The sequence below is a fragment of the Streptomyces sp. NPDC002156 genome (assembly GCF_053593675.1).
Genome location: NZ_JBSFDA010000007.1, coordinates 127,671 through 140,082 on the forward strand (window position 1 = coordinate 127,671; position 12,412 = coordinate 140,082).

Annotated in this window: 13 protein-coding genes; 5 read left to right on the forward strand and 8 right to left on the reverse strand. The window is 72.0% G+C overall.

All coding sequences use genetic code 11. From position 1 onward, the window contains the following. Positions 1 to 21: 21 nt before the first annotated feature. Positions 22 to 1,497 (reverse strand): MocR-like pyridoxine biosynthesis transcription factor PdxR, encoded by a 1,476-nt coding sequence (gene pdxR / locus ACWCRB_RS05855; protein ID WP_450994841.1) that lies wholly within the window; start codon positions 1,495 to 1,497, stop codon positions 22 to 24. A 47-nt stretch (positions 1,498 to 1,544) separates the two neighbouring features. On the opposite strand from pdxR, the gene ACWCRB_RS05860 reads away from it, so the two are divergent. Further along, positions 1,545 to 2,051, forward strand: coding sequence for a carboxymuconolactone decarboxylase family protein (locus tag ACWCRB_RS05860; protein WP_450994842.1), 507 nt, complete (start codon positions 1,545 to 1,547; stop codon positions 2,049 to 2,051). Between the two features lie 26 nt (positions 2,052 to 2,077). Here ACWCRB_RS05860 and ACWCRB_RS05865 read toward each other — a convergent pair whose 3' ends face one another. The 3 genes from ACWCRB_RS05865 to ACWCRB_RS05875 form a co-directional block, all read right to left on the reverse strand. Next, positions 2,078 to 3,565, reverse strand: coding sequence for a glutamate synthase subunit beta (locus tag ACWCRB_RS05865; RefSeq protein ID WP_450994843.1), 1,488 nt, complete (start codon positions 3,563 to 3,565; stop codon positions 2,078 to 2,080). 117 nt (positions 3,566 to 3,682) lie between these two features. Further along, complete coding sequence (locus ACWCRB_RS05870; RefSeq protein WP_450994856.1) at positions 3,683 to 4,162, reverse strand: anthrone oxygenase family protein; 480 nt, start codon at positions 4,160 to 4,162, stop codon at positions 3,683 to 3,685. Between the two features lie 144 nt (positions 4,163 to 4,306). Continuing rightward, positions 4,307 to 5,038 carry a DUF2293 domain-containing protein gene (locus tag ACWCRB_RS05875; RefSeq protein WP_450994844.1) on the reverse strand — a complete coding sequence of 244 codons (732 nt, stop codon included), beginning with the start codon at positions 5,036 to 5,038 and terminating at the stop codon, positions 4,307 to 4,309. A gap of 104 nt (positions 5,039 to 5,142) precedes the next feature. On the opposite strand from ACWCRB_RS05875, the gene ACWCRB_RS05880 reads away from it, so the two are divergent. Both ACWCRB_RS05880 and ACWCRB_RS05885 read left to right on the forward strand, forming a co-directional pair. Next, on the forward strand, positions 5,143 to 5,784 hold the full coding sequence (locus ACWCRB_RS05880) for a uridine kinase (RefSeq protein WP_450994845.1): 642 nt from the start codon (positions 5,143 to 5,145) through the stop codon (positions 5,782 to 5,784). A 154-nt stretch (positions 5,785 to 5,938) separates the two neighbouring features. Continuing rightward, positions 5,939 to 6,367, forward strand: a complete 429-nt coding sequence (locus tag ACWCRB_RS05885) for a CBS domain-containing protein (protein ID WP_389350024.1) — start codon at positions 5,939 to 5,941, stop codon at positions 6,365 to 6,367. 72 nt (positions 6,368 to 6,439) lie between these two features. On the opposite strand, the gene ACWCRB_RS05890 is transcribed toward ACWCRB_RS05885, so the two are convergent. Further along, on the reverse strand, positions 6,440 to 7,567 hold the full coding sequence (locus ACWCRB_RS05890; protein ID WP_369033682.1) for a magnesium and cobalt transport protein CorA: 1,128 nt from the start codon (positions 7,565 to 7,567) through the stop codon (positions 6,440 to 6,442). A gap of 168 nt (positions 7,568 to 7,735) precedes the next feature. Between ACWCRB_RS05890 and ACWCRB_RS05895 the strand changes: the two genes are divergently transcribed. After that, positions 7,736 to 8,530, forward strand: coding sequence for a methyltransferase domain-containing protein (locus ACWCRB_RS05895; RefSeq protein ID WP_450994846.1), 795 nt, complete (start codon positions 7,736 to 7,738; stop codon positions 8,528 to 8,530). 34 nt (positions 8,531 to 8,564) lie between these two features. Here the strand turns inward: ACWCRB_RS05895 and ACWCRB_RS05900 are convergent, their stop codons facing one another. Both ACWCRB_RS05900 and ACWCRB_RS05905 read right to left on the reverse strand, forming a co-directional pair. Next, positions 8,565 to 9,476, reverse strand: a complete 912-nt coding sequence (locus ACWCRB_RS05900) for a carbohydrate kinase family protein (RefSeq protein ID WP_450994847.1) — start codon at positions 9,474 to 9,476, stop codon at positions 8,565 to 8,567. Further along, the gene (locus tag ACWCRB_RS05905) at positions 9,473 to 10,378 is read right to left on the reverse strand and encodes a pseudouridine-5'-phosphate glycosidase (protein ID WP_450994857.1); all 906 of its coding nucleotides are present in this window, start codon (positions 10,376 to 10,378) and stop codon (positions 9,473 to 9,475) included. Before ACWCRB_RS05905 ends, ACWCRB_RS05900 begins: the two co-directional genes overlap by 4 nt. A gap of 102 nt (positions 10,379 to 10,480) precedes the next feature. On the opposite strand from ACWCRB_RS05905, the gene ACWCRB_RS05910 reads away from it, so the two are divergent. Beyond that, positions 10,481 to 10,909 carry a VOC family protein gene (locus ACWCRB_RS05910; RefSeq protein WP_450994858.1) on the forward strand — a complete coding sequence of 143 codons (429 nt, stop codon included), beginning with the start codon at positions 10,481 to 10,483 and terminating at the stop codon, positions 10,907 to 10,909. A gap of 67 nt (positions 10,910 to 10,976) precedes the next feature. Here the strand turns inward: ACWCRB_RS05910 and fdhA are convergent, their stop codons facing one another. Beyond that, positions 10,977 to 12,203 carry a formaldehyde dehydrogenase, glutathione-independent gene (gene fdhA / locus ACWCRB_RS05915; RefSeq protein WP_450994848.1) on the reverse strand — a complete coding sequence of 409 codons (1,227 nt, stop codon included), beginning with the start codon at positions 12,201 to 12,203 and terminating at the stop codon, positions 10,977 to 10,979. Between the last annotated feature and the right edge of the window lie 209 nt (positions 12,204 to 12,412).

Genomic DNA, 12,412 nt, shown 5'->3' on the forward strand with positions numbered 1-12,412 from the left:
CGGGGGTCGCTCAACCCGCGCTCAACCCGGAGGAAGTGCCTGGCAGAGCGCCTCCAGGGCCGCCCCGTAGGCACCCTCCGCGGGTGCCGCGTACCCCACGACGAGCCCGTCGGGCGCGATCGGGTCCCGGCCCCCTTCCGGGTCCCTTTCCAGGCCGCGGAATTCCGGATGCCGGAACTCCGCGAGTCCGTCGAGGGCGATTCCGCGCCAGGCCGCCGCCTTCACCGCCGACCGTTCCGTCCCGGGCGGCAGCCGCAGCACCGCGTGCAGCCCGGCCGCGACCCCGGTGACCTCGACCTGCGGCGCGTGCGCGGCGAGTGCGGCGACGAGCCGGTCACGGCGGCGCCGGTACCGCTGCCGCATCCGCCGCACATGACGGTCGTACGACCCGGACCCGAGGAAGTCCGCGAGCGCCAGCTGATCGAGCGCGCTCGCCCACCCCTCGCGCTCGCCCTTCGCCGCGAGCACGGGTTCCACGTACCGCTCCGGAAGCACCATCCAGCCCAGCCGCAGCGCGGGGGAGAGGCTCTTGCTCACCGAGCCGAGATGGATCACCCGCTCCGGGTCCAGCCCCTGGACGGCGCCGACGGGACGGCGGTCGTAACGGAACTCCCCGTCGTAGTCGTCCTCCAGAATCAGCCCGCCACGCGCGCGTGCCCAGTCGATCACGGCCGCCCGGCGCTCGGGGTGCAGCGGGCCGCCGGTCGGGAACTGGTGCGCGGGTGTGAGCAGTACGGCCCGTTCCCGGTCCAGCAGGCCGACCTGCGCGCCGTCCTCGTCGAGGGGCAGCGGCACGGTCCGTACCCCGGCGGCGGCCAGCAGTCCCTGGTGGAAGCCGAGTCCGTACGCCTCCACGGCCAACGGCCCCCGCAGTACGGCGTCCGCACCCCCGCTGCCGCTCGTGCCGCCGAAGAGAAGCCGCAGGGCGTGTGCGAAACCCGAGCAGACGACGATCCGCGCGGGCTCGGTACGGACGCCACGCGCGCGTGCCAGGTACTCCGCGAGCGCCTCCCGCAGTTCGACGCGGCCGGCCGGGTCACCGGGCCCGAACGCCTCGTTGGGCGCCTGCTGGAGCGCCCGCCGGTAGGAGGCCAGCCAGGCGGAACGCGGGAACTCCGACGCGTCCGGCTTGCCCTGACGCAGATCGTGCCGTGGCCCACGCGCGCGTGGAGGTGCCTTCACGGGGACACGGGAGGCCGCCTTCACGGGTTCGGCGCGTTCCGCGACCCGGGTGCCGGAGCCCTGGCGGGCGGTCAGCCAGCCCTCGGCGACGAGTTCGGCGTACGCGTCGGCCACCGTGTTGCGGGCCACGCCGAGATCGGCGGCGAGGGAACGGTACGGCGGCAACAGGGTGCCGGGCGCCAGCCGGCCGCTCCGGACGGCGTCCCGCAGGGCCCGGATCAGCGCGGCCCGCCGCCCGCCGGGCCCCGACAGCTCCAGTTCCAGATGCAGGTCGGCGCCGATCCGCTCGGCGGAATTGACCCATGTTTCTGCCACAGAAATGCACCCTACAGTCGGTCTTTCCGGCTCGTAGGTTCGTACCCATGACGACGAACACGAGCACCGCGAACCCCACGACCACCCACCTCACGGAGGCGGCCCGAGCGCCCCGGCTGAACCTCGCGAAGACGGCCCCCAAGGTCTTCCGCGCCCTTGTCGGCTTCGACGCGGCGGCCCGCGAGGGTCTCGACCCGGCACTGGTCGAGCTGATCCAGATCCGCGCCTCGCACCTCAACCACTGCGCGTACTGCCTCCACATGCACACGAACGACGCGCGCAGGGCGGGCGAGAGCGAGGACCGGCTGCACCTGGTCGCGGTGTGGCGCGAGGCCCGCCACTTCTACACCCCGAGGGAACAGGCGGCACTGGCCCTCACGGAGGCGGTCACCCTGATCGCCGACGCGGGCGTCCCGGACGACGTCTACACCGAGGCCGCCGCCCACTTCGACGAGCGGGAACTGGCCCAGGTCCTGTCCCTGATCCTCACGATCAACACCTGGAACCGGGTGGCCCTGGCGACCCGCAAGGTGGCGGGCACGGACGAGCGCTGACCGGCCTCAGGCGGCGCTGGAGGCGGTCACACGGTCATCGGCCTGTCGTACGGCCCTATGGGCGCCGGCAGCCGTGTGGAGCCCGTCAGGCGGCGGTCCACGGCCGCCGCCACCGCCCGCCCCTCCGCGATCGCCCACACGATCAGCGACTGCCCACGGGCCGCGTCCCCGGCCGCGAACACGCCCGGCACGTTCGTCGCGAAGTCCGCGTCCCGGGCGATCGTGCCGCGCGGGTCGAGGGCGAGCCCGAGCTGCTCGACCAGGCCGTCCTCCCGGTCCGGGCCGGAGAAGCCGAGGGCGAGCAGCACGAGGTCGGCGGGGAGCGTCCGCCCGGACCCGGGCAGCGGCCGGCGCTCCGCGTCCACCTCGACCAGGTGCAACTCCCGTACGTGCCCGTCCGCGTCGCCCGTGAAGCGGAGCGTGGACGCCGCGAAGAGCCGCGCGTCGGCGTCGGCCGCGGGCGCCGACTCCAGATCGCGGGCCTCCTCGTGCGCGGCCGACAACCGGTAGACCTTCGGATACGTCGGCCACGGGTCGGAGTCCTCGTCGCGCGCCTCGCCGGGCTGGGCGTAGATGTCCAACTGGGTGACGGAGGCGGCCCCTTCACGCACCGCGGTGCCCAGACAGTCGGCCCCCGTGTCCCCGCCGCCGACGATGACGACATGCTTCCCGGCGGCGGACATCGGGGACGCATCCAGATCCCCCTGGCACACCCGGTTGGCCAGCGGCAGATACTCCATCGCCTGCTGCACACCGGCCAACTCCCGCCCGGGCAGCGGCAGTTCACGCCACGCCGTGGCCCCGACGGCCAGCACCACGGCGTCGTAGCGTGCCCGCAGCTCGGCGGCCCCGACATCCCGCCCGACGGCCGTCGACGTACGGAACTTGGTCCCCTCGGCGCGCATCTGCTCGACGCGCCGCTCCAGATGGTGCTTCTCCATCTTGAACTCGGGGATGCCGTACCGCATCAGCCCGCCGAGCCGGTCGTCCTTCTCGTACACGGCGACGGTGTGCCCGGCCCGGGTCAGCTGCTGGGCGGCGGCGAGCCCGGTGGGCCCCGACCCGATCACCGCGACCGTACGCCCGGACAGCCGGTCCGGCGGGCTCGGCGGCGCGAAGCCCTCGGACCAGGCCCGGTCCGCGATGGCCACCTCGACGTTCTTGATGGTCACCGCGGGCTGGTTGATCGCCAGCACACAGCCCGCCTCGCACGGCGCCGGGCACAACCTCCCCGTGAACTCGGGGAAGTTGTTCGTGGCGTGCAGCCGGTCGCTCGCCGCACGCCAGTCCTCCCGGGAGACCAGGTCGTTCCACTCGGGGATCAGGTTCCCCAGTGGGCAGGCCTCGTGGCAGAACGGGATGCCGCAGTCCATGCAGCGATCGGCCTGTCTGCTGATGATGGGCAGGAGCGCCCCCGGGACATACACCTCGTCCCAGTCACGGACCCGTTCCTCGACGGGCCTGCGGGGCCAGTCCTGGCGTGCGGTGGTGAGGAAACCCTTGGGATCGCCCATGGCCGTGTCCTTGCCGTCTTCCCTGCGTACACGTGACGGGGCCGTGCGTCATCGGGCGGCGCGTTCTTTCGGCCACGATACGACTCATCGGGCACCTGCGCCGAGCGGGACGTCGGCTCAGGCGACGGCCAGGACGTACAGCACCGAGGCGGCCCCCGAGGCGACCGTTCGTATGTGGTTCCACAGGGTCCACTCGCGCACGTACACGGGCCAGTACGCGGTGGCCTCCGCCGTGTCCGGCTCCAGCTTCAGCAGCGCGTTGTTGCGCGGCACGTTCGCGCCCATGGTCAGCCCGAACGAGCCGAACAGATACAGCGCGCTGCCCACCAGCAGCTCCACCGCGCCCTCGTCCGGCCACACCACGCACGTGACCACGACGATCACCAGACACAGGGCGGCCGTGCCGATGAACACGAGCATGAAGGGCGGGTTGAGCGCGGTGACGTTGATCGCCCGCATCGCCGCGACCCCCTGCGAGGGCGGCAGCGCGGCGAGCCCCCTCATCACGAACGTCGAGAACCCGCAGAACACCCCGGCCACCAGCCCGGTACCGAGCACACCCAGCACCACCAGTACGAAGTACGCCCCATCGATCATGCCGACTCCCAGGTCGATCCCCATCCGTTCCCTCCAGTGAACCCCCTGCCACTGACAACGCCCATGGCTGAACGACGCGGCGCCATACGCGAGCGTCCAGGAGCGGCTCCGGAACCGGGCGCGAGCAGGTCAGGGTGTCCGCGCTCAGGTGGACTCGACCCGGCCCTCTCTCCTGTCCGCACCGGTCGTCCCATCCGACTCCGTCCCCCATTCCCGAAGCCTCGCCTCCACGGCACCGGCGATCCGCCGCCGAGCCTCGTGCCGCGCGACCCCGCTCATCAGCAACTGGTCGTACGTCGTGTCCACATGCCGTACGGACGCCACGACCGCCGAGACCACCGCCCCCTCGGACAGCGCACGCCCCGCCGCGCTCCGCCCCACCCGCCCACTGCCCCGCAGCGAGGCGTGCGCGGCGATCTCCTCCGCCCGGTCCGCCGGACACCCGGGAAGCAATCGGCGGATCTCCCGCGCGAACGCCTCCGTGAACCGCAGATCCTCCGCGGCCCGCCGCCGCGCGTCCCGTACCCGACGCCGGCGCCGTGCCTCGGCGTCCGCCAGGCACCGCTCCTCGGCCCGGGCGAGCCCGGCCTCCTCGACCAGGACGCCCTGCCGTTCGTACCGCCCCTGCCGCCGGTTGAACCGCACGACCACCGCCGACAGGCCGCTCTCCTCCCGCGACCTGCGCGTCAACGCGGTGTCGCCCCTCGGCAGGAACACCAGATGCCCGAGATCGGCGCAGTCGAGACACCGAGGCACCCCCTCCTCCAGCACGAGCAACGCCAACGGCCCTTGCCGGCACTCGGCACAGTGCCGCCGCCTGAGCGGCTGCACGACGAGAAGTCCGGGGCGGACCGGGGGAGTTGTGCGGCTGGTCATAGCTGCTTGATTCCCACCGGCGACCAGGAATCCCCGCACCGGCCCTGCCTCCCCCGCCTGCTCCCACCGGCTCCGCTCCTGACCACCGGCGGCCACCCGGCATCATGGGCCGTGTGCGACTGGAACCGATCACCTGGGACCGGCTCGGCGACCTCCTCGCCGAACGTGTGCTCGACCTGAAGCCGGACGACGGCAGCCCCTGGCCGCGCATCGCCTTCGACGGAGCCCCGGCGGCCCGCCCCGGAGACCTCGCCGAACGCGTGGCCGAGGCACTGCGCGTACGCGGCCGGCCCTCGCTCGCCATCGGCACCGCCGGTTTTCTGCGCCCCGCCTCCCTCCGGCTGGAGTACGGCCACGAGGACGTGGAGGCCTACTACGACGGCTGGTTCGACACCGGCGCCCTCTGGCGCGAGGTCTTCGGCCCCCTCGAACCCGGCGGCGACGGCCGTGTCCTGCCCGACCTCCGCGACCCGCTCACCGACCGCTCCACCCGCAGCCCCTACGTCCGACTCCCGCCCGGCGGCATCCTGTTGCTGCACGGCCCCCTCCTGCTGCGCCACTGGTTCCCGTTCGACCTGACCGTCCACGTCCTCCTCTCCCCGGCGGCCCTGCGCCGCCGTACCCCCGAGGCCGAGCACTGGACCCTCCCCGCCTTCGCGCGCTACGAGAACGAGACGGACCCCACCGCCACGGCCGACGTCCTGGTGCGCGCGGACGACCCGCGGCACCCGGCGTGGAACGGCTGACCCGGGCCCGGCGGCCCGGACCGGCCCCGGACACCGCGCCCGAAAGCCGCGGACTTCCGGGTGCGCATCCCCGGGAGCGCGGCAAGAATGTAGGGCGCCGGGACTAGCGGTGCCCTCCGTGCCGCGCCGGCCGTCCGGCACCGGGAGGTACTTCATGACCACCGCCGGAGACATCATGCACCGCGGCGCCCAGTGGATCCCCGCCCACGAGACCCTTGACCGGGCCGCCCAGCTGATGCGCGAACTCAACGTGGGCGCCCTGCCCATCAGCGACGAGAACGAACGCCTCTGCGGCATCCTCACGGACCGCGACATCGTCGTCGGCTGTGTGGCCATGGGCCACGATCCGGCGAAGGTCACCGCGGGCGAGATGGCCCAGGGCACCCCGCGCTGGATCGAGGCGAGCGCCGATGTCAGCGAGGTTCTCGAAGAGATGAAGGACCACCAGATCCGCCGGCTCCCGGTGATCGAGAACAAGCGTCTGGTCGGCATGATCAGCGAGGCCGATCTGGCCCAGCACCTCACGGACGACCAGATCGCGTCCTGGGCCGAGAGCGTCTACGCCCGGACCACGATGCGCTGATCCCATTGCCCCGTCACGTACGCTCGCCCGGCCGCCCGCGCCGGGCGAGCGTACGTGACGGGCTGGGCCGAGTCAGAGCCAGCCGTTGCGCCGGAAACTCCGGTACAGCACGAGACAGACGACGGATATCAGGCCGATCACCAGCGGATAGCCGAACTGCCAGCGCAGCTCCGGCATGTGATCGAAGTTCATGCCGTAGACACCGCAGACCATCGTCGGTACGGCGATCATCGCCGCCCACGCGGTGATCCTGCGCATGTCCTCGTTCTGCGCGACCGTGACCTGCGCGAGGTGCGCCTGCAGAATCGAGTTGAGCAGCTCGTCGAACGCCGCGATCTGTTCCGTCGCCCGCAGCTGATGGTCGGAGACGTCCCGGAAGTAGGCCTGTATCTCCGGGTCGATCACCCGTATCGGCCGCGTCGCCAGCTCCTGCAACGGGCGGTTCAGCGGAGCCACGGCCCGCTTCAGCTCCAGGAGTTCACGCTTGAGCTGATAGATCCGGCCGGGGTCGGCCCGTGCGCCGTTCGTCGCGAACACATCCGTCTCGACCTGGTCGATGTCCGCCTGCACGGCGTCCGTGACCTGGAGATAGTCGTCGACCACATGGTCCGCGATGGCGTGCAGCACGGCGGCCGGGCCCTTGGCGAGCTGTTGCGGATCGGCCTCCAGACCCTCGCGCAGCGGGCCCAGTGAACCGTGCCGACCATGTCGTACCGTGATCACGAAGTCCTGGCCGACGAAGACCATGATCTCGCCGGTGTTCACCACCTCGCTCGTCGCCGTGAGTTCGGTGTGCTCGACGTAGCAGACCGTCTTGAACACCGCGAACAGGGTTTCGCCGTACCGCTCCAGTTTCGGGCGCTGGTGGGCGTCGACCGCGTCCTCGACCGCGAGCGGGTGCAGGTCGAAGAGCTGGGCGATGCCCGCGAACTCCTGGTCCGTCGGCTCGTGGAGGCCGAGCCAGACAAAGCCCTCGTCGCTCTTGCGGACCCGCCGCACGGCGTCGACCAGGTCCCGGCCGGCCGGGATCCGGACGCCGTCCTCGTAGGCCACGCAGTTCACGACCGCGGAGCCCAGCGGTGACCGGGCGTGGTGACTCAGGTCGACACGCGGGCGCCGCCGGGCCAGCCGTGCCACTCTGCGGAGACCGCCGACCCTGCCGAGGCTCGTGACCTTCCGCAGATTCCCTGCCATGGACATCTGGTTCTCCTTGCGCCGTACTGTCCGCACCATGCGCCTGGCTCGCCAGTTTGCCAGCCCTTCGCGAACGCCGGAGGGGCCTGGGGGAACGGATGGTTCCGCTCCGCTTTCGCCGATGCGGGAGCGTCGACCCGGCCGAACAAAGCGGATGACTGGGATGATCTCGGCATGACGCGAACCGACGGGTATCTCCTCGACAACCGGCAGACCGAGGCGGGACAACGCTTCGACGCTTTCGCCGCCCTCTTCGATCCCACGACCTTCCGGCACTTCGAAGGGTTCGGCGTCGGAGCCGGCTGGCGTTGCTGGGAGGTCGGCGTCGGGGGCACCTCGGTGGTCTCCTGGCTGGCCAAGAAGGTCGGCCCGACCGGAAAGGTCCTCGCGACCGACCTCGACACCACCTGGGTCGCCCCGGCAGCCCGTCCGCCGGTCGACGTACGCGTCCACGACGTCGGCGCCGACGAGCCGCCGGGGGAGGGCTTCGACCTCGTGCACGCCCGGCTCGTCCTCGTCCATGTGCCGGACCGGGAACGGGCGTTGCGCTCGATGATCAAGTCGCTGCGCCCCGGCGGACGCCTTCTCGTCGAGGACGCCGATCCCGCTCTGCAGCCCCTGCTCTGCCCCGACGAGCACGGCCCCGAGCAGCAGCTCGCCAATCGGCTGCGGCACAGCTTCCGCCAGCTGCTCGCGGACAGCGGCGCCGATCTGGCGTACGGCCGCAAACTCCCGCGGCTGCTGCGCGAGGCGGGTCTGCGCAACGTCCAGGCCGACGCGTACTTCCCGGTCACCTCGCCCGCCTGCGCCGCGCTGGAGACCGCGACGATCCGTCAGATCCGGGAGCGGCTCGTCGCCGGGGGCCACGCCACGGACGAGGACATCGACCGCCACCTGGCCAACGTCGCCGCGGGCGGAATGGACCTGGCGACGGCACCGATGATCTCGGCGTGGGGGCGCAAGGGGTAGCCGTCGCCGCTCCGGCCTGTGACCCCGCGGCCCTTCAACCGGCAACCGGCGGCCTCCCGCCCACCCGTTCCACCGCCCGCGCGCCCGCCCGGCACCCCTCGGCCGCCGCGTCCTCGGGTCCGGCGCCCGTCAGCAGGGCGGCGAGGAACGCGCCGGTGAAGGCGTCGCCGGCGCCCGTCGTGTCCAGGGGTGTCGCGGGCAGGGCCGGGACACGGGCGTACACGGTCCCCGCGCGGGCCACGATCGCGCCTTCGGCACCCTGCTTGGCGACCACCAGCGGGACGTGGCGGCTCAGCTTGGCCGCCGCGTCCGCCGGGTCTGGCAACCCGGTGAGGAGGCAGGCCTCGTCGCGGCTCGGCAGCAGCACATCCACCCCGGACACGAGATCCAGGCAGCGGTCGACACCCAGTTCGACGAGGAACCCCGCCGACGCCGGATCCAGGCTCACCGGTACGCCACGCGCGCGTGCCGCCTCCAGGGCCACCGCCACGAACGCCCGGCTCGGCGCCGAGAACAGCAGATAGCCCGAGAGATGCAGCCGTGCGACACCGTCGAGCAGCGCGTCCGACCAGTCGTCGGGGTTCAGCCGCAGCGAGGCACCGCTCTGGGTCAGGAGCGTGCGCTCGGCCGCCGCGTCCGTGTCCACCAGGCAGATCACCGTCCCGGTCGGTGCCTCGGGATCGACGACGAGGTGGGGCCGTACTCCGCAGGCCGCCAGCTCGCGCTCGTGCCACTCGGCCGCGTCCGTACCCACCCGTCCGATCAGCCGTACCTCGGAGCGCCCCCAATGGGCCGCCCAGCAGGCCACGTTGGCGCCCGCACCGCCCGGCAGGGTCCGGATCGCGGCGGTCGTGTCGGTGCGCGGCGCGAGCGGACCATGGTGCCGGGCGACGATGTCCGTGATGACGTCCCCGGCGACGAGCAGCGCCCCGCCCGGCTCCGTCACGCCCCGGCCCAGGCCGCCGCGATCCGCCCCGCGAGCCGTACGTTGCCGCGGACCGCTGCCAGATTGGCGCTCAGCGAGGCACCGTCGGTGTGCCGCACCAGGTAGTCGAGCAGGAACGGCGTCACGGCCTGCCCACTCACACCCTGTTCTTCGAGCGCGTGCAGCGCGTCGGCCAGCACGCGCGTGTGGAGCTCCGGATCCAGTTGCTCCTCCGCGGGCACCGGATTGGCGACGATGAACGCCGACTCCGGGGAATCGAGGGCGTCCTGGGCCCGCATCACGTCCGCGACCTGCTCCGGCGTGTCGAGAGTCCAGTCCACGGGGTGCCCGGAGTCGGACAGGTAGAAGCCGGGGAAGTGGTCGGTGCCGAAACCGGCCACGGCGACCCCCAGGGTCTCCAGCCGCTGCAAGGTGGCCGGCACATCCAGGATCGACTTCACACCCGCGCAGACGACCGTGATCCTCGTGCGCGCCAGCAGCCCCAGGTCGGCCGACTCGTCCTGGGTCACCGTCCACTCCCGGTGCACCCCGCCGAGCCCACCCGTGGCGAACACCCGTACGCCCGCACGTGCGGCCAACAGCGCGGTCGCCGACACCGTGGTCGCCCCGCTCGCCCCGGCGGCCACCGCGAGCGGCAGATCGCGGTGCCCCAGCTTGCGGATGCCGTCCTCGTTCGCGACCCGCTCCAACTGCTGTTTGTCCAGGCCGACATGGGGGCGCCCGTCCAGCACGGCGATCGTGGCCGGTACGGCGCCCTCCTGCCGTACGACGTCCTCCAGTTCCAGCGCCACCTGAAGATTGCGCGGGCGCGGCAGCCCATGCGCGATGATCGTGGACTCCAGAGCCACCACGGGTCGACGCGCGTCGACCGCTTCCCGCACTTCTTCGGACACCACCAGCATCACGCGCCTGCTTCCTGTCGTTCGGTCTTCCCTCATCTCTGGCGGGCGGCGCGCGTGGTCAAACCCTTGCGGCCTGTGGCAGACACCACCAGCCTGGGGTTCATGACGGACAACTCGACACGTCTCGACCATGTCGTCCTCTGGGTACGCGACCCGCTCGCCGCCGCCGACTTCTACGAGAAGGCGGTCGGCATGGAGCCCCTGAGGATCACCGAATTCGCCGCGGGGACGGTGTCCTTCCCCTCCGTACGCCTCAACGAGGAGACCATCTTCGACCTCGCGCCCCTCTCCCTGGCGGAGCGCATGAACATGCTCCCCGGGTCCGCCGACAGCGCGGGCCACCCCGTCAACCACGTGTGCCTGTCCCTGCCCGCGGACTCCTTCGACGCCCTGCGCACCCGCCTGGAAGAACGGGACGTACCCGTCTCGGAGATCTCGTACGACTCCTACGGCGCCCGGGGCCTGGCGAGGCGCAGCTTCTACTTCCGCGACCCCGACGGCAACGTCTTCGAGGCGCGGCACTACGCGTAGGGCAGGAGAGGGGTACCCGCGCGTGGGTACCCCTCTCCTTGTACCGGGGCCGGACCTCAGGAGGAGATCAGACCGGTCGTACGCCGGCCAGCGCCCCGTGCGGATCGAGTACGTACTTGCGGCTCGCGCCCTGGTCGAACTCGGCGTAGCCGCGCGGGGCGTCGTCCAGGCCGATCACGGTCGCGTTGACGGCCTTGGCGATGTGTACGCGCTCGTGCAGGATCGCCCGCATCAGCCCCCGGTGGTACTTCATCACCGGGCACTGTCCGGTGGTGAACGCGTGGCTCTTCGCCCAGCCGAGGCCGAGTCGCATCTTCAGGGTGCCCGACTTCGCGTCCCCGTCGATGCCGCCCGGGTCGTCCGTGACGTACAGCCCAGGGATGCCCAGGGCGCCTCCCGCGCGCGTGACGCCCATCAGGGAGTTGAGGACCGTCGCGGGCGCCTCCGGGGCGTCCGGGCCGTGCGCCCGGGCCTCGAAGCCGACCGCGTCGACCGCCGCGTCCACCTCGGGCTCCCCGAGGATCTGGGCGAGCTGCCCCTCGATGTCGCCGCGTGAGACGTCGACGGTCTCGCAGCCGAAACTCCGTGCCTGGGCGAGGCGTTCGGCGTTGAGGTCGCCGACGATGACGACGGCGGCGCCCAGGAGCTGCGCCGACGCGGCGGCGGCCAGGCCTACCGGGCCCGCCCCCGCGACGTACACCGTCGAACCGACACCCGCGCCCGCGGTGACCGCGCCGTGGAAGCCGGTCGGGAAGATGTCCGACAGCATGGTCAGGTCGAGGAGCTTCTCGCGCGCCTGGTCGGCGTCCGGGAACCTCAGCAGGTTGAAGTCCGCGTACGGCACCATCGCGTACTCGGCCTGGCCGCCGACCCAGCCGCCCATGTCGACATAGCCATAAGCCGCTCCCGGGCGGGCCGGGTTGACGTTCAGGCAGATGCCGGTCTTGCGTTCCTTGCAGTTGCGGCACCGCCCGCAGGCGATGTTGAACGGTACGGAGACGATGTCCCCGACGTCGACGTACTCGACGTCCGGCCCGCGTTCGACGACCTCTCCGGTGATCTCGTGTCCGAGGACCAGCCCCTCGGGCGCGGTCGTACGGCCCCGCACCATGTGCTGGTCACTTCCGCAGATGTTGCTGGCGAGCACCTTGAGAATCACCCCGTGCCGGCACTTCCTGCCGACGTTCTGGGGAGCGACTCCCGGCCCGTCCTGGAGTTCAAGCGTCGGGTGGTCGATGGTCCTGACCTCGACCGTGCCCGGCTTGAGATACGCGACTGCCCTGTTCCCGCTCATACGTGATCGCCGTCCCTTCGGCCCCGTGACTTCGGATGCCAGCGGCTGTGCGCACGGCGGAGTCTGCTACCGCTCCCGCGTCCTGGCCACCCCTAGGGCCTGTCGTCACATTCCCGCCTGCCTCGCGGCGCCATGCACGCTCCCCCACTGCCTTAAGGGCGTGGGAGGTGCCCCCACTCGCCGCACCGGACACAGGCCCACGTACAACC

Excerpts from the sequence above, each read along its gene's own strand:
- ACWCRB_RS05885 (WP_389350024.1), top strand. The coding sequence starts at position 5,939 with ATGACCACCGCCGGAGACATCATGCACCGCGGCGCCCAGTGGATCCCC.
- ACWCRB_RS05875 (WP_450994844.1), bottom strand. The coding sequence starts at position 5,038 with ATGACCAGCCGCACAACTCCCCCGGTCCGCCCCGGACTTCTCGTCGTG.
- ACWCRB_RS05865 (WP_450994843.1), bottom strand. The coding sequence starts at position 3,565 with ATGGGCGATCCCAAGGGTTTCCTCACCACCGCACGCCAGGACTGGCCC.
- ACWCRB_RS05905 (WP_450994857.1), bottom strand. The coding sequence starts at position 10,378 with ATGCTGGTGGTGTCCGAAGAAGTGCGGGAAGCGGTCGACGCGCGTCGA.
- ACWCRB_RS05895 (WP_450994846.1), top strand. The coding sequence starts at position 7,736 with ATGACGCGAACCGACGGGTATCTCCTCGACAACCGGCAGACCGAGGCG.
- ACWCRB_RS05890 (WP_369033682.1), bottom strand. The coding sequence starts at position 7,567 with ATGTCCATGGCAGGGAATCTGCGGAAGGTCACGAGCCTCGGCAGGGTC.
- fdhA (WP_450994848.1), bottom strand. The coding sequence starts at position 12,203 with ATGAGCGGGAACAGGGCAGTCGCGTATCTCAAGCCGGGCACGGTCGAG.
- ACWCRB_RS05910 (WP_450994858.1), top strand. The coding sequence starts at position 10,481 with ATGACGGACAACTCGACACGTCTCGACCATGTCGTCCTCTGGGTACGC.
- ACWCRB_RS05870 (WP_450994856.1), bottom strand. The coding sequence starts at position 4,162 with ATGATCGATGGGGCGTACTTCGTACTGGTGGTGCTGGGTGTGCTCGGT.
- ACWCRB_RS05880 (WP_450994845.1), top strand. The coding sequence starts at position 5,143 with ATGGGCCGTGTGCGACTGGAACCGATCACCTGGGACCGGCTCGGCGAC.
- ACWCRB_RS05860 (WP_450994842.1), top strand. The coding sequence starts at position 1,545 with ATGACGACGAACACGAGCACCGCGAACCCCACGACCACCCACCTCACG.